Genomic DNA, 17,151 nt, shown 5'->3' with positions numbered 1-17,151 from the left:
AAACCCGGTAACGCACTGGACCTCGCGCCTTTTGCAACACTGACTAGCCTTCCAGTACTTCACCTGGCAAGGATGCTTCGATGCTGTCGTTATTGCGCGCACTTGTATGCTTTTTACTGGCCATGCCCGTCATCGCGGCCCCCTGCCCGAGCGGGCCACCCGAACGCGCCCAGGCACAGGTCGACGTCCTCCAGCAACAGATTGACGCATGGGATGACGCCTATCACCGCCTCGGCCACTCCCTGGTGGCCGATGAGCTTTACGATCAGTCCCGGGCGCAACTGGAACATTGGCGCAACTGCCTTGGCCTCGGGTCGCCGGGCATGCCCTTGCGCTCCGCTGGAGGGAAAGTCCCCCACCCGATCGCTCATACCGGTCTGGATAAACTCAAGGACGCCGATGCCGTGCGCAGCTGGTTGGACGGTCGCGACGACGTCTGGGCCCAGCCGAAAGTCGATGGCGTAGCGGTTACCCTGGTTTATCGCAGTGGGCGCCTACACCAGGCGATCAGCCGCGGCGATGGCCTCCAGGGACATGACTGGACCAACACTGCACGAAAGATCCGCGACATCCCTCAACGGTTGCGCGAACCTGCGGACCTGCTCGTCCAGGGGGAGCTCTACTGGCGGCTCGACGATCACGTACAGGCCGTCAGCGGCAGCCTTAACGCTCGATCAATCGTGGCGGGACTGATGGCCCGCAAGGACCTGAGCGCGGAACAGGCGTCTGGCATCGGCCTGTTCGTGTGGGAGTGGCCGGAAGGGCCGGCGACCCTGCCTGAACGGATTGCCGCGCTGAACGAACTGGGTTTCGCCAATCCGACCGCTTATAGCCAGCCCTTCCAGGCATTGGCCGATGCGCAACACTGGCGCAACCACTGGTACCGCACGCCGCTGCCGTTCGCCAGCGACGGGGTCGTCTTGCGCCAGAGTCGACGCCCGCCCGCCGACCGCTGGCAAGCCCGGGCGCCCTCTTGGAGCGTGGCCTGGAAATACCCATACGCCCAGGCGCTGGCCGAGGTGCGTGACGTGCGTTTCAAAATCGGCCGCACCGGGCGCATCACGCCGGTGCTGGAGCTTGCGCCGGTGATGCTCGACGACCGCCAGATTCGCCGGGTAAGCGTCAGCTCACTCAAGCGCTGGGAAGGCATGGATATCCGCCCCGGCGACCAGGTCGCCATCAGCCTGGCCGGGTTGACCATTCCGCGGCTCGACAGTGTCGTGCTGCGCAGTGTCGAGCGCCGGAGCCTCGACATCCCCGCCGCTGCCGATCATCACTTTTTGAGCTGCTGGCAACCGACGCCTGGCTGTGAAAGCCAGTTCCTCGCGCGCCTGAACTGGCTCAGCGGCAAGCACGGGCTCGCCCTGCCCCATGTTGGCCCGGGCACCTGGGAGCAACTGCTGGCCGCCGGCCAGCTCGACGGATTGCTGGATTGGTTGACCCTTGATGCCGCCGAGCTTGCTAACATTGCCGGTTTCGGCGAACGCAACAGCGCCCGTCTGCTCGCCAGCCTGGACAGCGCCCGGCAGCGCCCCTTCCGTCAATGGCTCAAGGCGCTTGGCGTGCCGCCCACCGGTGGGGCGAGGCTGGAGGAGCGCTGGGAAGCCTTGGCCGAACGCGACACTGAACAATGGCAAGCCGAAACGGGTATCGGGCCGGGACGCGCCGCGCAACTGAGCGCTTTTTTTCGCGACCCGCAGGTACTGGCCTTGAGTGAAACATTACGCACCGCAGGGGTCGATGGCTTCTAGTCCGGCCCGTGCGGTTGAACCCAAGAGACGGGAGGCGCTCCAACTGCGCATCTGTCCCGACCGCTCGTGAGTTTTTATACGGAGTTGCTATGAATTTCCTGTACCCCGTTGCCCTGCTGGCCTTATGCGGTGCCATGGCCGCCCCCTTGATGGCGGATGAACAGAGCCCGGAACTGACCGGTTGTGCAGCCAAGCGCCAAGGCATCGTCAACCAGATCGAACTGGCCAAGTCCCGAGGCAATCAGGACCAGCAGGCCGGACTGGAAACAGCCCTGGCCGAAGTCACCACCCACTGCACCGATGCTTCCCTGCGCAAGGAGCGTGAAAACAAGGTGCTGGAGGCCAAGCATGAAGTCAGTCGCCGTCAGGCCGATTTGGAAAAGGCCATGAAAAAAGGCGATGCGGAAAAAATCAACAAGCGCAAGGACAAGCTGGCGGCTTCCCGCAAGGAGCTGCAGGAAGCGGTAGACGAGTTGGATAAATAAGCACCGGACTGGATTTCAATAGTCCCGGAATTCCTTATGACAGGCACTGCACGCATCCTCGACCTTCTGCACCGCCGGCCCCAGGTTACTGGCCCGGTAGGGCTGGACCCGACTGGCGATCACCAATTCGGCGGTGGCCGCTTCGAGACTGCGGGCCAGTTCCTGGAAACGCGCCTGCTTCTGCCAGACTTCGTCCCGGGCGCTGGTGTGATCCTGCTCACGCACCTGCGGAAAATGTTTCCACGGCTCATGGGAAAGTTGATCCAGTTGCACCGCGCCTTCGGCGAAACGCGCGCCATCGAACGGAACACGACCACGCAACATGCCACCCAACTCTTCGTTGGTCTTGAGCATCTGCTTGAAAATCGTCTTGCGCTGGCCCAATGGTGAGTTGGGATCGACACCACCACAGGCGGACAGCATCAGGCAGGCCAGCACTGCCATGGAAAATCGTCTTACAAACATTTTGGCCTCTGGACAGAAAACGACCGCTAGTATCCCCGGGTCGTCGGAAAACACCAATGGCCCTATCAACAATACGGGTGCCAGGCGCATGACAGCGCCTGGGCGACCGCAAAGGAAATATCATGAACAGCCGCTTCAAGTCCTGGCGCACGGGCCTGGCGTTGACCTTACCGCTGATTGCACTGCTAGCCGGCTGCAACCGCGGCGAAAAGGTCGAGGAGCCTCAGACTCATGCCCTCGCCACCTACGTCAGCGCGCCCTGGGAGGCACTGCCGTCGGTAGCCGATGAAGACCTGCTGGCCGGCTTCGGCGCCTGGCGCAGCGCCTGCACCCGCCTCAAGGCCGATGCGGCCTGGGGGCCGACCTGCGCGGCGGCGGCCAATGTGCCGCAAACCGCCGCGGCGGTACGCAATTTCCTGAAACAGAACCTCGACGTCTATGGCCTGCGCTCGGGCGACAACAGCCCCAACGGCCTGATTACCGGCTACTACGAGCCGGTCTATCCTGGCAGCCTCACGCAGACCGCCACGGCGAATATCCCGGTCTACGGTGTGCCTGAAGACATGATCGTCGTGGCGCTGGACAGCCTCTACCCGGAGCTCAAGGGCAAGCGCCTGCGCGGGCGTCTCGAAGGCCGCGTGCTGAAACCCTACGACGACGCCAGCACCATCGAGACCAACGGCGTGAAGGCGCCGGTCATCGCCTGGCTCACCGACCCGATGAACCTGCAATTCCTGCAGATCCAGGGTTCGGGACGCATCCGGCTCGATGACGGCCGCCAGTTGCGCATCGGTTATGCCGACCAGAATGGCCACCCCTACCGGCCCATCGGCCGCTGGCTGGTGGAACAGGGCGAGCTGAAAAAAGAAGACGTGACCATGGGCACCATCAGTGCCTGGGCCAAGGCCCATCCGGAGCGGATCCCCGAGTTGCTGGGCAGCAACCCCAGCTATGTGTTTTTCAACCGCAACCCCGACAGCAACGAAGGCCCGCGAGGCTCGTTGAATGTACCGCTTACCGCCGGCTACAGCGTGGCGGTGGATCGCAAGGTGATTCCGTTGGGCAGCCTGCTGTGGCTGTCGACGACTCGCCCCGATGGCAGCGCCCTGAACCGTCCCGTCGCCGCCCAGGACACGGGGGGCGCGATCTCTGGTGAAGTGCGAGCGGATCTGTTCTGGGGCACCGGGGACGCGGCCGGGCAACTGGCCGGGGACATGAAACAGCAAGGTCAGATCTGGATGTTGTGGCCCAAGGGTATGGCGCTGCCGCAAGTGCCACAGGTTGCGAATGCGGTCAGCGCCAATCCTTGAGGATGAGCTGACAGTGCAATCCCTTCGCGAGCAGGCTCGCTCCCACATGGGATCCGGATTCACTGGGATCCACTGTGGGAGCGAGCCTGCTCGCGAAGAGGCCCGCATAAATATCAAATATTCAACAAACAGCCTCAGACCGAAACAAAGAAGAAACTCAGTACCAACCCTACCCCCACGAACCACACCAGCGAACGCAGGATCGCCCAGTCCGCCAGGTAGCAAATGATGTAGAGCAGGCGGCTGGTGATGAACAGCACCGCCAGCACATTGATGGTGACCAGCTCGGCATTGCCGGCCAGATGCGCGACGATCACGGCGGCGGCAAAAAACGGGGCGATTTCAAAGCTGTTCAGTTGCGCGGCGTAGGCACGGCGGGGAGCGCCTTCGAGCGAGTCGAGAAAATCCCGGGGGTCGTGGTTATCTTGCAATCTGTATCTGCCGCCGGCCTTGGCGATGCCGATACACAGGTAAGGCAGGATAAAAGCAATCAAAACGCACCACAGGGCTACCGTCATACCGCATTTCCTTGTTGAGTTTTATCGAGAATCGAGCGTCAAGCACCGCTAGAGCTTCATCACAGCATGCCAGCCCGCAGGCTAAGAGTCGCGGCCGGCCGAAAGGTTCTTTCAGCTAGCGCATGCCGAAAAGCACCACCACCGTTATACTGCACCCGACCACGCCGCACTCAGTTGCGCATAGATCAATTCCAATAATTCTGCTGCTGCCCGTTCATTCGGACCAAGGCATCGGCATGCGTATGCCTGATCAGAGCGTCAAGACTACAGACAGAGACCTTGCGCATGCCACTCGCCTTGCTTGCTTTGGCCGTCGCCGCTTTCGGCATCGGCACGACTGAATTCGTCATCATGGGGCTGTTGCCCGATGTGGCCCGTGACCTGGCCGTGAGCATTCCCCACGCCGGGCTGCTGATTACCGGCTATGCGCTGGGGGTGGTATTCGGCGCACCGATCCTGGCGATCGGCACCGCGAACATGCCGCGCAAGGCCACGCTGCTGGGCATGACGCTGATGTTCATTCTCGGCAACGTGCTCTGCGCCCTCGCGCCGAACTACGTCACGCTGATGGCTGCCCGAGTCATCACCGCGCTCTGTCACGGGGCATTTTTTGGCATCGGGTCGGTGGTGGCCGCCGGGCTGGTAGCACCGAACAAACGGGCCCAGGCGATTGCAATGATGTTCACCGGCCTGACCCTGGCGAATGTGCTGGGCGTGCCGCTGGGTACGGCCCTGGGTCAATACGCCGGCTGGCGATCGACGTTCTGGGCGGTAGCGGTCATCGGCGTGATTGCAGCCATCGCCCAATGGGTGTGGCTGCCCAAGGAAATTCCCATGGACAAGGCCAACCTCGCCAGTGAGTTCAAGGTGCTGGGCAAGGCTAATGTGCTGCTGGCGCTGGGCATGAGCGTGCTGGCTTCGACCAGCCTGTTCAGCGTGTTCACTTACATCGCACCGATCCTGCAGGACATCACTGGCGTGAGTCCCCACGGCATCACCGTCATGCTGTTGTTATTCGGCGTGGGCCTGACCGCGGGGAGTTTCCTGGGCGGACGCCTGGCTGACCGGCGCTTGCTGCCGTCCCTTGTGGGCATGGCACTGGCCGTGGTGCTGGTGCTCGCCGCGTTCAGCCAGACCAGCCAATCGGTGATTCCGGCGGCGATCACCCTGGTGTTGTGGGGCGTCTTTGCGTTCGCCCTGTGCCCGATCCTGCAATTGCTGATCATCGACCAGGCCCACGAAGCCCCCAACCTGGGCTCGACCCTGAACCAGAGCGCCTTCAACCTGGGCAACGCGGCCGGCGCCTGGATCGGCGGCCTGGTGGTCGCCAGCGGCGCCGACCTCGCCGATTTGCCGTGGACCGGCGCCCTGGTCGGCGGGCTCACCGTACTGACCGCGCTTTACTTCATTTATCGGCAACGTCACGTCGGCGCGGCGGCAGACCTTGCCGACTGAGGGGCGTATTGGTTTCGCTGCGCACCTGGGCGTGGCTGATCAGCGCAAAGATGAAGCTGCCGCCGATGATGTTTCCCGCCAGGGTCGGCGCGGCGAACACCGTCCAGAAGTCCTCCCACGACAGCTGCCCGGCAAACACCAGGTAAGACACCTCGGCCGATCCCACGACGATGTGGGTGAAATCCCCGAGCGCCATGAGGTAGGTGATGAGGACAATGATCCACATCTTGGCGTTCTCCATGGAGGGGATCATCCACACCATGGTTGCGATCATCCAGCCGGAAATGATGCCTTTGGCGAACATCTGGCCGGCGTCGTTCTCCATCACCTTGCGGCCAATGTCCAGAAAGGCCAGGTCGGTGCGCCGGTCAAAGATCGGCAGGTGCAGCATCACATAGGCCACCAGCAAGGTGCCGCACAGGTTGCCCACCAGCACCACGCCCCATAACCGGAACAACCGGCCGAAATTGCCCAGCGTGGGTTTGCTCATGATCGGCAGCACCGCCGTCAGGGTGTTTTCGGTGAACAACTGCTGCCGCGCGAGGATCACGGCCAGGAAGCCGGCGCAGTAGCCAAAACTGGCGATGACCTTGAAGCCTTCATGGTCCGGCAACCGGGAGTTGAGCAGCCCCATCGCCATCAGCGACAAGCCCATCGTCAAACCGGCCGCCAGGGCCGACCACCACAGGGCGGCGACACTGCGCTCCAGCTCCTGATCACCCTGGGTGCGAATGATTTCATGCAATACCGCCGCCCGTGGCGGCTGGTTGCGGTCGACCTCGTGCTGCTCCTCTGCCGAGAGGTCAGGGGTCTTGCCGTCTTTATGAGTGTCCATACAGCTCCTGAACCGGTGGCGTGATGTACCTACGACACGCGGCGCTCGGAGCTGTTCAGTGGTGCCAGGAAATGACCGGCGCCGGTAATCCCGCCTTCGTGAGCAGGCTCGCTCCCACAGAGGATCCGGCGGTGGCGACTAATCCAATGTGGGAGCGAGCCTGCTCGCGAAGAACACTACGCCGACCCTATTCGACGGTATCGTCCTTGAACTGATCCTTGACGTACTTGATCTCGGTCCGGCCATGGGGCGCGGGCAAGCCGTCTTCACCGAGGTTGACGAAAACCATCTTTTCCACCGTCAGGATGCTCTTGCGAGTGATCTTGTTGCGCACCTCGCACGTCAGGGTGATGGACGTGCGGCCGAACTCGGTGGCGGTGATACCCAGTTCGATGATGTCGCCCTGGCGCGAGGCGCTGACAAAGTTGATTTCGGAGATGTATTTGGTGACCACACGCTGGTTACCGAGCTGGACGATGGCATAGATCGCCGCTTCTTCGTCGATCCAGCGCAGCAGGCTGCCACCGAACAGCGTGCCGTTGGGGTTGAGGTCTTCGGGCTTGACCCATTTGCGGGTGTGGAAATTCATGTTCACTCCTGAGCGTCTGGCCGATGAATGCCAGCATCATGGCAGACCCGGCGGGCGGGCTCTACGTCGCCGCCCCTATGACGATCATCGGCATTTTTGATTTGCCGACAGAAACCCTTTGGAAGATCCGCTTAGCCCGTTATAATCGCCCCCGTTTCGTCGGCCCACGCTTTGGGTCGTTCCCGCCACCTGTCCGAGGGGCGCTGCAGCAGGCTCGACCTGTCAGGCTCGGATGGGGCGTTGCTGGTACGGGGTTCCCCGCACTGGCACTAAACGCACAACGGCGCCCATTCGCATACATTACGAATGGAGGCTCTTCATGAGCGCTGTTATCACGCCTGCAGCTTTTACCGACTACAAAGTCGCTGACATGTCCCTGGCTGCCTGGGGCCGTCGCGAAATCATCATCGCCGAATCCGAAATGCCAGCCCTGATGGGCCTGCGCCGCAAATACTCTGGCGAACAGCCATTGAAGGGCGCAAAAATCCTCGGCTGCATCCACATGACCATCCAGACCGCCGTGCTGATCGAAACCCTGGTTGCCCTGGGTGCCGAAGTGCGCTGGTCGTCCTGCAACATTTTCTCGACCCAGGACCAGGCCGCTGCCGCGATCGCCGCTGCCGGCATCCCGGTTTTTGCCTGGAAAGGCGAGACCGAGCAAGAGTACGAATGGTGCCTGGAGCAGACCATCCTCAAGGATGGCCAGCCATGGAACACCAACATGATTCTAGACGACGGCGGCGACCTGACCGAGCTGCTGCACAAGAAATACCCGGCCGTGCTGGACAAGGTCCACGGCGTGACCGAAGAAACCACCACCGGCGTCCACCGCCTGCTGGACATGCTGGCCAAGGGCGAGTTGAAGATCCCGGCCATCAACGTCAACGACTCGGTGACCAAGAGCAAGAACGACAACAAGTACGGTTGCCGGCACAGCCTCAACGACGCCATCAAGCGCGGCACCGACCACTTGCTGTCCGGCAAGCAGGCCCTGGTGATCGGCTACGGTGACGTGGGCAAGGGTTCGGCCCAGTCCCTGCGTCAGGAAGGCATGATCGTCAAGGTGTCCGAAGTCGACCCGATCTGCGCAATGCAAGCCTGCATGGACGGTTTCGAACTGGTTTCGCCGTTCATCGACGGCAACAACGACGGCACCGAAGCCAGCGTCGACAAGGCACTGCTGGGCAAGATCGACCTGATCGTGACCACCACCGGCAACGTCAACGTCTGCGACGCCAACATGCTCAAGGCCCTGAAAAAGCGCGCCGTGGTCTGCAACATCGGTCACTTCGACAATGAAATCGACACCGCTTTCATGCGCAAGAACTGGGCATGGGAAGAAGTGAAGCCACAGGTGCACAAGGTTCACCGCACCGGTACCGGCAGCTTCGACCCGCAGAACGATGACTACCTGATCCTGCTGGCTGAAGGCCGCCTGGTGAACCTGGGCAACGCCACCGGTCACCCAAGCCGCATCATGGACGGTTCGTTCGCCAACCAGGTCCTGGCGCAGATCTTCCTGTTCGGCCAGAAATACGCCGACCTGCCACCGGCGCAGAAAGCCGAGCGCCTGACCGTGGAAGTATTGCCGAAGAAACTCGACGAAGAAGTGGCCCTGGAAATGGTCCGCGGTTTCGGCGGCGTGGTCACCAAGCTGACCAAGCAACAGGCTGACTACATCGGCGTGACCGTCGAAGGCCCGTTCAAGCCGCACGCCTACCGCTACTGATCGGCGCGGCTCCCCCTGCGGGAGCCGGCTCCTTTGTGGGAGCGAGCCTGCTCGCGATGCAGACACCCCGGTCCAGCTGCCAGACCGAGGCGATGCCAATCGCGAGCAAGCTCGCTCCCACAAAGAGCCCGAGCGCCTCACCGGCCTACAAGTTTCCAAGGATATGACCATGTCCCAAGAACGTCGCTACAGCTTCGAGTTCTTCCCGACGAAGACCGATGCTGGGCATGAAAAACTGATTGCCACTGCCCGACAGCTGGCAGGCTACAACCCCGATTTTTTCTCCTGCACCTACGGCGCCGGCGGTTCGACCCGTGACCGCACGATGAATACCGTGCTGCAGCTTGAAAGCGAAGTCAAAGTCCCGGCCGCTCCGCACCTGTCCTGCGTGGGCGATAGCAAGGATGACCTGCGCAGCCTGCTGACCCAGTACAAGGCCGCCGGCATCAAGCGTATCGTCGCCCTGCGCGGTGACCTGCCCTCGGGCATGGGCATGGCCAGCGGTGAACTGCGCCACGCCAACGAGCTCGTCGAGTTCATCCGCCAGGAGACCGGTGAGCACTTTCATATTGAAATCGCCGCGTATCCGGAGATGCATCCGCAAGCACGCAATTTCGAAGACGACCTGAGCAATTTCGTGCGCAAGGCCAACGCCGGCGCCAACAGCGCGATTACCCAGTATTTCTTCAACGCCGACAGCTACTTCTACTTCGTCGAGCGTGTGCGCAAGTTGGGTGTCGACATTCCGGTGGTACCGGGCATCATGCCGATCACCAACTACAGCAAACTGGCGCGTTTTTCCGACGCCTGCGGCGCGGAAATCCCGCGCTGGATCCGCAAGCAACTGGAAGCCTACGGCGATGACACGGCCAGCATCCAACGCTTCGGCGAGGAGGTCATCACGCAGATGTGTGAACGACTGTTGCAAGGTGGCGCGCCGGGCCTGCACTTCTACACGTTGAACCAGGCCGAGCCGAGCCTCGCTGTGTGGAACAACCTCAAGCTGCCGCGCTAGGCACTGAAGTGCCGGTACGCAAAGGCCCTGGTGAAAACCCGGGCCTTTTTCATGCGCCTTGCAGGCAAAGGGCAACCAACCCGCGAGCCAGAGCGCTCTAGCTATTTGATGAGCTCTCATCGTAACCTCAGACAATGCCCGTCTTTACCCAACTCCTGACCGTCCTGTTACTCCTGTGCCTGAGCGTTTGCGCCCGGGCCGAGAAGCTGCGCATCGTCACCGAACCCTGGGCGCCCTACGTCTATGAGGAGAACGGCAGGGCCCTGGGCCTGGACTATGAAACCACCGCCATCGTGTTCAAGCGCCTGGGCGTTGATGTCGAATGGCAGTTCCTGCCTTGGAAGCGTTGCCTGGCGATGCTGGAACAGGGGCTGGCAGACGGTGCACTGGATATCTTTCGCAGCGAGGAGCGCGACTCCCTGCTGCTCTACCCGAGCGAACCGCTGTCGGACGTCGAGTTCGTGATGTTCTACGCCAACGCCCGGCCCCATCCGTTTCGCACGCTCGATGAGCTCGAAGGACTGACCGTCGGCACGTCTCCGGGTTATCTGTACAGCCAGGCGTTCAGGGAATCGACCCGGTTCAAGCGGGAAACCGCGCCCACCCATGAAGCCAATTTCGGCAAGTTGCAGTTGGGCCGGATCGACCTGCTCATCACCGACCGCCGAGTGGGCCGGCATGTGCTCAAGGCGCTGCAAATGGATGACCAGATCAGCGAAAATCCCACGGTCGTGAGCCGTCAAAGCCAATACCTGGCGGTACGGCGCAGCGCCGGCATGGATTTGCTGGTGCAGCGCTTCGGTGCTGAACTCAAGCGTTTCAAGCGCGAACCGGCCTATGCCGAGCTGAGCGCCCGCTATGGTGCCGACCCGGCCGGCAAGGCGGCACCGCAAGACCCGGTATTCCACTGAAATACACCGTTGAGCAGCAGGAAAGCGGCGCGCGGCGATTGCTCTGTTATACTCGGGCCTTCCCGCCAGGCTCACGCCCGGACGCCCGGTCTTGCAAAAGGCATCCCGACACCGCTACAGCGCAGCTTCCAGCCCGCGCGAGCCCTGTCCGGACCCGTCTTCCAGACCCGGCAGGACCGGACGGGATGACGTCTTCCAATGACCGTCATTTGCGCCAGGCAAGACTATCCCATTGGGCCAGGCCCTCACTAAAAACAGGATTACTCATGTCCTTTGCTTCCCTCGGTCTCTCCGAGGCTTTAGTCGGCGCCATCGAAGCCGCCGGCTACACCCAGCCTACCCCGGTGCAACAGCGGGCCATCCCCGCCGTGTTGCAAGGTCGCGACCTGATGGTCGCCGCACAGACAGGTACTGGTAAAACCGGCGGTTTCGCCCTTCCGATCCTCGAGCGGCTGTTCCCCAACGGTCACCCGGACAAATCCCAGCGTCACGGCCCGCGCCAACCCCGCGTGCTGGTCCTGACCCCAACCCGCGAACTGGCGGCCCAGGTCCACGAGAGCTTCAAGGTCTATGCGCGTGACCTGAAGTTCGTCAGCGCCTGTATCTTCGGCGGCGTCGGCATGAACCCGCAAGTCCAGGCCATGGCCCGTGGCGTCGATGTCCTGGTGGCCTGCCCCGGCCGCCTGCTGGACCTGGCCGGCCAGGGCAGCGTCGACTTGTCCCACGTGGAAATCCTCGTGCTGGACGAAGCCGACCGCATGCTCGACATGGGTTTTGTCCATGACGTGAAAAAAGTGCTGGCCCGCCTGCCGGCCAAGCGCCAGAACCTGCTGTTCTCGGCGACGTTCTCCAAGGACATCACTGACCTTGCCGGCAAGCTGCTGCACAACCCGGAACGCATCGAAGTCACGCCGCCGAACACCACGGTCGAGCGCATCGAGCAGCGCGTGTTCCGCCTGCCGGCCAGCCACAAGCGTGCCCTGCTGGCCCACCTGATCACCACGGGCGCCTGGGAACAGGTCCTGGTCTTCACCCGCACCAAGCACGGCGCCAATCGCCTGGCCGAATACCTGGACAAGCACGGCCTGCCAGCTGTGGCGATCCACGGCAACAAGAGCCAGAACGCCCGCACCAAGGCCCTGGCCGACTTCAAGGCCGGCGAAGTGCGCATCCTCGTAGCCACCGACATCGCCGCCCGTGGCCTCGATATCGACCAGTTGCCTCACGTGGTCAACTTCGAGCTGCCGAACGTCGATGAAGATTACGTCCACCGTATCGGCCGTACCGGCCGGGCCGGTCGTTCGGGCGAGGCGATTTCCCTGGTCGCGCCGGATGAAGAGAAGTTGCTCAAAAGCATCGAGCGCATGACCAAGCAGAAAATCCCTGACGGCGACCTGATGGGCTTTGATGCCAGCACCATCGAGGCCGAGAAGCCTGAAGTGCGTGAGCGTCCGGATGTGCGCAATCCGCGTAATCCTCGTGGCCCGCGTGGCGACGGCCCGAATGGCGGCGGTGGTGGCGGCGGTCGTAAGGACAAAGGCAAGGACAAGGGCAAGGAAAAATCGGCCAGCAACAACAACGGTCGCGGCGAACGCCCAGCCCGCGAGCAGAAGCCCCGCGAAGGCACTCCGGCCCGTGAGCAGCAACGCCCTGCCCCGCGCGCCGCGGCCGCCGACCGCGCCCCGGACGAATTCCTCGACGACGATGTCGATAACTTCGGTAACCGCGTGGACTACGTGCCGCAGCAGAAACCGGCCCAGGGTCGCGGTCGCCGTCCGGGCGCCCCGGCAACAGGCGCTGGTGCCGGCGCCCCCCGCGGTGGCCAGCCACAGGGTCGCCAGAACGGACCGCGCAACAGCAACGGCTCGTCCACCGGCACTCCGCCAGGCAAGCGCAGCGGTCCGCGTAATGGCGCCCCACGTGACGGCCAGGCCCGCCGCGAAGAGTCCCGTCCACGCCGCCCGGCACGTGATGATGACCAGCCTCGTCAGGAACCTGCCGTGCAGAACCCGCGTGGCAACCAGCCGAAAATCATGCACAAGGAATCGAAAGTCGATCGTTTCCCGACGCCTGAACAGCTGGACCAATTGCCAAGCCGTCCACGCGGCGAAAAACCGGCCTTGCTGACACGCAATCGCTGAGTTTTCCAAGCCATGAAAAATGCCCCGGTTCTTGCGAGCCGGGGCATTTTTTATTAAGAGCTGGACCCCTGTGGGAGCGAGCCTGCTCGCGAAAGCGGTGTCACAACTGACAAGGATGCTGAATGTCACGGCCTCTTCGCGAGCAGGCTCGCTCCCACAGTGGCTTGGTGGTGTTCACAAATCTTGTGGAGACAAGCTCTTAAAGAATGCTCTGTAATACCAAAATCCGCACAAAAAAAACGCCCCTGGCCGCGAGACCAGGGGCGTTTTTTTGTCAGGCGCGAAAGTTATTTCGCCTGAACACCTTCAAACGTCACGTACAGCTCGACCACGTCGGATTTCGGACCCAGGTCTTTCTGCTTGCCGAAGTCGGAACGCTTGAGCGTGGTAGTGCCTTCGAAGCCGGCACGGTAGCCACCCCATGGGTCCTTGCCTTCGCCCAGGAAGGTTGCCTTGACCACGACCGGCTTGGTCACGCCCAGCAGGGTCAGGTCACCGGTCACATCGGCGGTGTTTGCGCCGGTGGACTTGACACTGGTGGACACAAACTTGGCCTCGGCAAATTTGCTGGCGTTCAGGAAGTCAGCGCTGGCGATGTGCTTGTCACGTTCGGCGTGGTTGGTGAACACGCTGGCGGTGTTGACGTTGAATTCGATCTTGCTGGCTTCAGGCTTGGCGGCGTCGAAGCTGAACTTGCCGTCGATGTCCTTGAAGGTACCGGTGATGTAGCTGTAGCCCAGGTGGCTGATCTTGAAGTCGACGAAGGCATGCTGGCCTTCCTTGTCGACCACGTAGTCTGCGGCCATGGCCTGGCCGGCGGACAGCAGGGCGGAACCGATTGCCAGGGCGGCGAGCGTCTTTTTCAACATGCTTTCTATTCCTTTGGAGTCGAGGTTGAACATCAGGCTTGGCGCCCCAGCATGCGCTTGAGGGTCGCGTCACGGTCGATAAAGTGGTGCTTCAATGCTGCCAACGCATGGAGGCCGGAAAAAATTACCAGCGCCCATGCCAGGTAGAAGTGGATCTGGCCGGCGACGTCTGCCTGATCGGGCAGTCCGGACACCAGCGCGGGTACTTCAAACAAACCAAACACCGAGATCCCGACACCGTCTGCGGTGGAAATCAGGTAACCGGCGATCATCACGGCGAACAGCCCGAGATACAGCGCACTATGGCCAATCCTGGCGCCGACGCGTGTAAGGCGGCCATAGGTCTCCAGGGTCGGTGGCGGCGGGCTGACGAAACGCCAGATCACTCGCAGCACCATCACCGCCAACAGCACCAGGCCGATGCTCTTATGGATGTCCGGCGCGTCTTTGCGCCAGGTGCTGTAATAATCCAGCCCGACCATCCACAGGCCCAGCGCGAACAGCCCATACACCGCCAAGGCAACGGCCCAGTGCGAAACGATGCTGACCCAGCCATAGCGAGAAGAAGAGTTGCGTAGCTGCATTGCTCATATCCTGTAAAAACTGTGACCAAGACTAGCGAGTTATCTATCGAATTAAAGCGGAAAATTTCGCTTTGAAATATCGAGAAATACGATCATCAGTCTGGAACGAGTGCGTTAAGGAAAGATTAAAGCGGATGCGCTGCGCGATGGCGGGGGAGCCAGGACATCAGCTTGGCCGGGAAGGCCTCATCGCGAGCAGGCTCGCTCCCAACAGAACCCCGGTTTTTATAAGCCAAAGCCTTTGATTATCAATTCACTGAGCATTTGGGGTGGTATGGGTCGAAGGTGCATTTGTACGCCAACTGAGGGTCCCGTTCCGGAACCATCGGGATCATCAGGGGATCCCGACATTCACCATACACACACCCGTACAGCGAAACCGATACGAGCATTGCCATCAGTATTTTCATACGCACTCCTGTTTTTCAAGGAGCCTGAACGCATGGCCCGGCGAGCTCTATCGGCCGCTTCCGGTTAAAGGGTGGGAAGTTTCCGATATATCGTCGAGACATGCAGGACGTCGGCGTAATGATCGACCCGTGGCGAGGGAGTTTGCTCCCTCGCCACGAGTTATTGATTGCCTTAAGTGAACGGCAGCGTTCTTTCCACTTGACGTTACTGAGCCTTCGTCTCAGTAGTTGCCGCCGGTTTGGCGGCGGGTTTCTTCACTGGCTCAGCCTTTTTCACTGGTGCCTTGGCCGGGGCCTTTTTAGCCGGGGCCTTGGCCGCCGGCTTCTTCGCCGCTGGCTTGGCCGTGGCTTTCTTGGCTGGCTCGGTCTTCGCTGGCGCCGGCGCGGGTGGTTCCACCGGCGCAGGGGCTGGGACGGGGGCCGGTGCCGGCGCTGGAGGCGGTGCTACCGGCTCGGGAGCCTTGGCCGGCTCCGGCTTCTTGTCGTCATCCGAGCCGCCGAACAGGTTGCTGAAGAAGTTGCCTTTCTTCGCCGCCACCGCTCCGGCGGCAGCTGCTGCGGCCGGGGCGACCTTCGGTGGTTCGAACGACTTGCCCGCCGCCAGGTCTTCAACCTGGCTGGCGGCGCGCTGGCCGCTGCGCAGTGCGCCTTCCAGGGTGCCTGGGTACAGCGCGTCGGTGTGTTCGCCGGCAAAGGCGACGCGCTGCAATGGTTTTTCCCACAGGCGCCAGTACTTGCTGATCTGGCCCGGACCAAACGCCAGGTACGCGCCGCCCATGGAAGGGTCGGTGCTGTAGCGGCGGATTTCATAACCGGTGAAGGCACCGCGCGCCTGAGGATAAAACGCGTGGAGACGGATCAACACCTGGTCGACCATCTGTTTGTCGCCGAAGGCCTGCATCACCCGTGCGTTGTCGCCGGACAGGTTGATGACGACGTTGGCGCCACCCTTCATGGCTGGCTCGATCCACATCATGCCCAGCCCGGCGTTGCTGTAGATCTCGCCCGACATGCGTGCCTTGCTGTCCCAGACCGGGTTCTTGAACTTGAGCATGATCTGGTCACGCCAGCCGTAGTTGGTGCCTTTGATCGCACCCAGGTGCTGGGCATCCAGGGCCGGGGTCAGTTGGATCTTGTTCAATGCTCGCAAGGGCACGGCCAGTACAACATAGTCGGCCTGGTAACCGACGCTGCCGACCTTGACGGTGACGCCGTCCTTGTCCTGGGAAATGGCCGACACCGGCGAGCTCGTCTTGATGGTTTTCAGTTGCTTGACGAACGCCTGGGCCAATACCGGGCTGCCACCGAGCAGGCGCGAGGCGCGCAGGTCACGGTCGGACACGCCGCGATAGACGCGGTTCTGCTGGGCGAAATACAGCAATGACAGGCGCGACGGCTCGTCATAGCGCGTGCGGATTTCCTGATTGACCAACTGTCGGGCGGTCGCCGGCAATTGCAAACGGTCCAGCCAGTTGGACACGGTGATCTGGTCGAGCGCGTGCAACGTACTGGTAGCCGTCGGGTTCAGTGGGTCGTCGATGGAGCGGGCCAGATCATCCAGGGTGGTTTCGTAGCGCTTGAGCGCTTCGGCCGTGGCTGGCTGCTTGGTCGCCAGGTCGGCGGCAGTAAAATAGGTGCCGTCGATCAGGTAGCTAGGGGTGCGCACGAATTCCGGCGCCGGCGTGGTGCTCAGCTTGAAGGTCGAAACGTACTTGTTGAGTACCGGCTGGACCTTATCGTTGCCGATCCACTCGCTGGTGGCCATGCCCGAACGGCCGCCCAGGCTCGGTTTGGCTTCCAGCAGGGTCACGGCCCAACCCTTGTTCTGTAACTCGTAGGCCGCCGTGAGCCCGGCCAGCCCGCCGCCGATGACGATGGCCGTCGGTTGTTTGTCCTTGGCCAGCGCCGAAACGCTGAACAGCCCTATCATCACCAGCGCACAGGCGCGCAGCCAACCAGCAGACATTCAGCGAACTCCGGAATTACGTAAGAATTTTCGGTTTTTCGAGCCAGTCGGCTCCGGGAACGGCGAAGAATACGTCAGCCATCAAAACGCCGCCAGCGACGTCTATCACCTCACTGAA

14 protein-coding genes, 1 pseudogene and 1 riboswitch are annotated in these 17,151 nt (G+C 62.0%); of the genes and pseudogenes, 8 read left to right on the top strand and 7 right to left on the bottom strand.

From position 1 onward, the window contains the following. Positions 1-80 precede the first annotated feature (80 nt). Together ligB and J3P84_RS02330 are read left to right on the top strand one after the other, a co-directional pair. On the top strand, positions 81-1,751 hold the full coding sequence (ligB, locus tag J3P84_RS02335) for an NAD-dependent DNA ligase LigB (RefSeq protein ID WP_434627454.1): 1,671 nt from the start codon (positions 81-83) through the stop codon (positions 1,749-1,751). 89 nt (positions 1,752-1,840) lie between these two features. Continuing rightward, positions 1,841-2,236 (top strand): DUF1090 domain-containing protein, encoded by a 396-nt coding sequence (locus J3P84_RS02330; protein ID WP_434627452.1) that lies wholly within the window; start codon positions 1,841-1,843, stop codon positions 2,234-2,236. Between the two features lie 15 nt (positions 2,237-2,251). Here J3P84_RS02330 and J3P84_RS02325 read toward each other — a convergent pair whose 3' ends face one another. Further along, positions 2,252-2,701 (bottom strand): c-type cytochrome, encoded by a 450-nt coding sequence (locus J3P84_RS02325; RefSeq protein WP_434627449.1) that lies wholly within the window; start codon positions 2,699-2,701, stop codon positions 2,252-2,254. Positions 2,702-2,823: 122 nt separating this feature from the next. On the opposite strand from J3P84_RS02325, the gene mltA reads away from it, so the two are divergent. Then, on the top strand, positions 2,824-4,011 hold the full coding sequence (gene mltA, locus J3P84_RS02320) for a murein transglycosylase A (protein WP_434627446.1): 1,188 nt from the start codon (positions 2,824-2,826) through the stop codon (positions 4,009-4,011). Between the two features lie 134 nt (positions 4,012-4,145). Here mltA and J3P84_RS02315 read toward each other — a convergent pair whose 3' ends face one another. Further along, positions 4,146-4,529 (bottom strand): MAPEG family protein, encoded by a 384-nt coding sequence (locus tag J3P84_RS02315; protein ID WP_249877090.1) that lies wholly within the window; start codon positions 4,527-4,529, stop codon positions 4,146-4,148. 285 nt (positions 4,530-4,814) lie between these two features. Between J3P84_RS02315 and J3P84_RS02310 the strand changes: the two genes are divergently transcribed. Then, positions 4,815-5,984, top strand: coding sequence for an MFS transporter (locus J3P84_RS02310; protein WP_434602095.1), 1,170 nt, complete (start codon positions 4,815-4,817; stop codon positions 5,982-5,984). On the opposite strand, the gene J3P84_RS02305 is transcribed toward J3P84_RS02310, so the two are convergent. After that, a complete protein-coding gene (locus J3P84_RS02305) occupies positions 5,935-6,819 on the bottom strand; it encodes a formate/nitrite transporter family protein (protein WP_434627442.1) in 885 nt (294 codons plus the stop codon). The genes J3P84_RS02310 and J3P84_RS02305 overlap by 50 nt on opposite strands. A 187-nt stretch (positions 6,820-7,006) precedes the next feature. Then, entirely contained in the window at positions 7,007-7,408 is a 402-nt protein-coding gene (locus J3P84_RS02300; protein WP_030137870.1) for an acyl-CoA thioesterase, read from the bottom strand. Positions 7,409-7,597: 189 nt separating this feature from the next. Continuing rightward, positions 7,598-7,704: riboswitch (S-adenosyl-L-homocysteine riboswitch) on the top strand. A gap of 23 nt (positions 7,705-7,727) precedes the next feature. Between J3P84_RS02300 and ahcY the strand changes: the two genes are divergently transcribed. From ahcY to J3P84_RS02280, 4 genes and pseudogenes are all read left to right on the top strand, one after another. Beyond that, on the top strand, positions 7,728-9,137 hold the full coding sequence (ahcY, locus tag J3P84_RS02295) for an adenosylhomocysteinase (RefSeq protein WP_434627439.1): 1,410 nt from the start codon (positions 7,728-7,730) through the stop codon (positions 9,135-9,137). A 169-nt stretch (positions 9,138-9,306) separates the two neighbouring features. Beyond that, complete coding sequence (gene metF / locus J3P84_RS02290; protein WP_305498220.1) at positions 9,307-10,152, top strand: methylenetetrahydrofolate reductase [NAD(P)H]; 846 nt, start codon at positions 9,307-9,309, stop codon at positions 10,150-10,152. A 134-nt stretch (positions 10,153-10,286) separates the two neighbouring features. After that, positions 10,287-11,098: pseudogene (locus J3P84_RS02285) on the top strand (substrate-binding periplasmic protein); the annotation flags it as partial. A gap of 231 nt (positions 11,099-11,329) precedes the next feature. After that, positions 11,330-13,204: a DEAD/DEAH box helicase gene (locus J3P84_RS02280; protein ID WP_434631134.1), complete on the top strand. Its 1,875-nt coding sequence runs from the start codon at positions 11,330-11,332 to the stop codon at positions 13,202-13,204. Between the two features lie 287 nt (positions 13,205-13,491). On the opposite strand, the gene J3P84_RS02275 is transcribed toward J3P84_RS02280, so the two are convergent. The 3 genes from J3P84_RS02275 to J3P84_RS02265 all read right to left on the bottom strand — a co-directional run bounded on the left by J3P84_RS02275 (position 13,492) and on the right by J3P84_RS02265 (position 17,033). After that, entirely contained in the window at positions 13,492-14,073 is a 582-nt protein-coding gene (locus J3P84_RS02275; protein WP_434627436.1) for a YceI family protein, read from the bottom strand. A gap of 32 nt (positions 14,074-14,105) precedes the next feature. After that, complete coding sequence (locus J3P84_RS02270; RefSeq protein ID WP_305498213.1) at positions 14,106-14,657, bottom strand: cytochrome b; 552 nt, start codon at positions 14,655-14,657, stop codon at positions 14,106-14,108. A 615-nt stretch (positions 14,658-15,272) separates the two neighbouring features. Beyond that, entirely contained in the window at positions 15,273-17,033 is a 1,761-nt protein-coding gene (locus J3P84_RS02265; protein ID WP_434627433.1) for a flavin monoamine oxidase family protein, read from the bottom strand. Between the last annotated feature and the right edge of the window lie 118 nt (positions 17,034-17,151).

Origin of the sequence: Pseudomonas sp. Z1-29, from assembly GCF_051131995.1 — a bacterium.
Classification (GTDB): Bacteria; Pseudomonadota; Gammaproteobacteria; order Pseudomonadales; family Pseudomonadaceae; genus Aquipseudomonas.
This window is presented reverse-complemented; position numbering and strand designations above follow the sequence as displayed.

Bases quoted from the DNA above. Each gene is read 5' to 3' on its own strand.
- ligB (WP_434627454.1), top strand. From the start codon at position 81: ATGCTGTCGTTATTGCGCGCACTTGTATGCTTTTTACTGGCCATGCCC.
- J3P84_RS02330 (WP_434627452.1), top strand. From the start codon at position 1,841: ATGAATTTCCTGTACCCCGTTGCCCTGCTGGCCTTATGCGGTGCCATG.
- ahcY (WP_434627439.1), top strand. From the start codon at position 7,728: ATGAGCGCTGTTATCACGCCTGCAGCTTTTACCGACTACAAAGTCGCT.
- J3P84_RS02270 (WP_305498213.1), bottom strand. From the start codon at position 14,657: ATGCAGCTACGCAACTCTTCTTCTCGCTATGGCTGGGTCAGCATCGTT.
- J3P84_RS02310 (WP_434602095.1), top strand. From the start codon at position 4,815: ATGCCACTCGCCTTGCTTGCTTTGGCCGTCGCCGCTTTCGGCATCGGC.
- mltA (WP_434627446.1), top strand. From the start codon at position 2,824: ATGAACAGCCGCTTCAAGTCCTGGCGCACGGGCCTGGCGTTGACCTTA.
- J3P84_RS02325 (WP_434627449.1), bottom strand. From the start codon at position 2,701: ATGTTTGTAAGACGATTTTCCATGGCAGTGCTGGCCTGCCTGATGCTG.
- metF (WP_305498220.1), top strand. From the start codon at position 9,307: ATGTCCCAAGAACGTCGCTACAGCTTCGAGTTCTTCCCGACGAAGACC.
- J3P84_RS02265 (WP_434627433.1), bottom strand. From the start codon at position 17,033: ATGTCTGCTGGTTGGCTGCGCGCCTGTGCGCTGGTGATGATAGGGCTG.
- J3P84_RS02280 (WP_434631134.1), top strand. From the start codon at position 11,330: ATGTCCTTTGCTTCCCTCGGTCTCTCCGAGGCTTTAGTCGGCGCCATC.
- J3P84_RS02305 (WP_434627442.1), bottom strand. From the start codon at position 6,819: ATGGACACTCATAAAGACGGCAAGACCCCTGACCTCTCGGCAGAGGAG.
- J3P84_RS02275 (WP_434627436.1), bottom strand. From the start codon at position 14,073: ATGTTGAAAAAGACGCTCGCCGCCCTGGCAATCGGTTCCGCCCTGCTG.
- J3P84_RS02300 (WP_030137870.1), bottom strand. From the start codon at position 7,408: ATGAATTTCCACACCCGCAAATGGGTCAAGCCCGAAGACCTCAACCCC.
- J3P84_RS02315 (WP_249877090.1), bottom strand. From the start codon at position 4,529: ATGACGGTAGCCCTGTGGTGCGTTTTGATTGCTTTTATCCTGCCTTAC.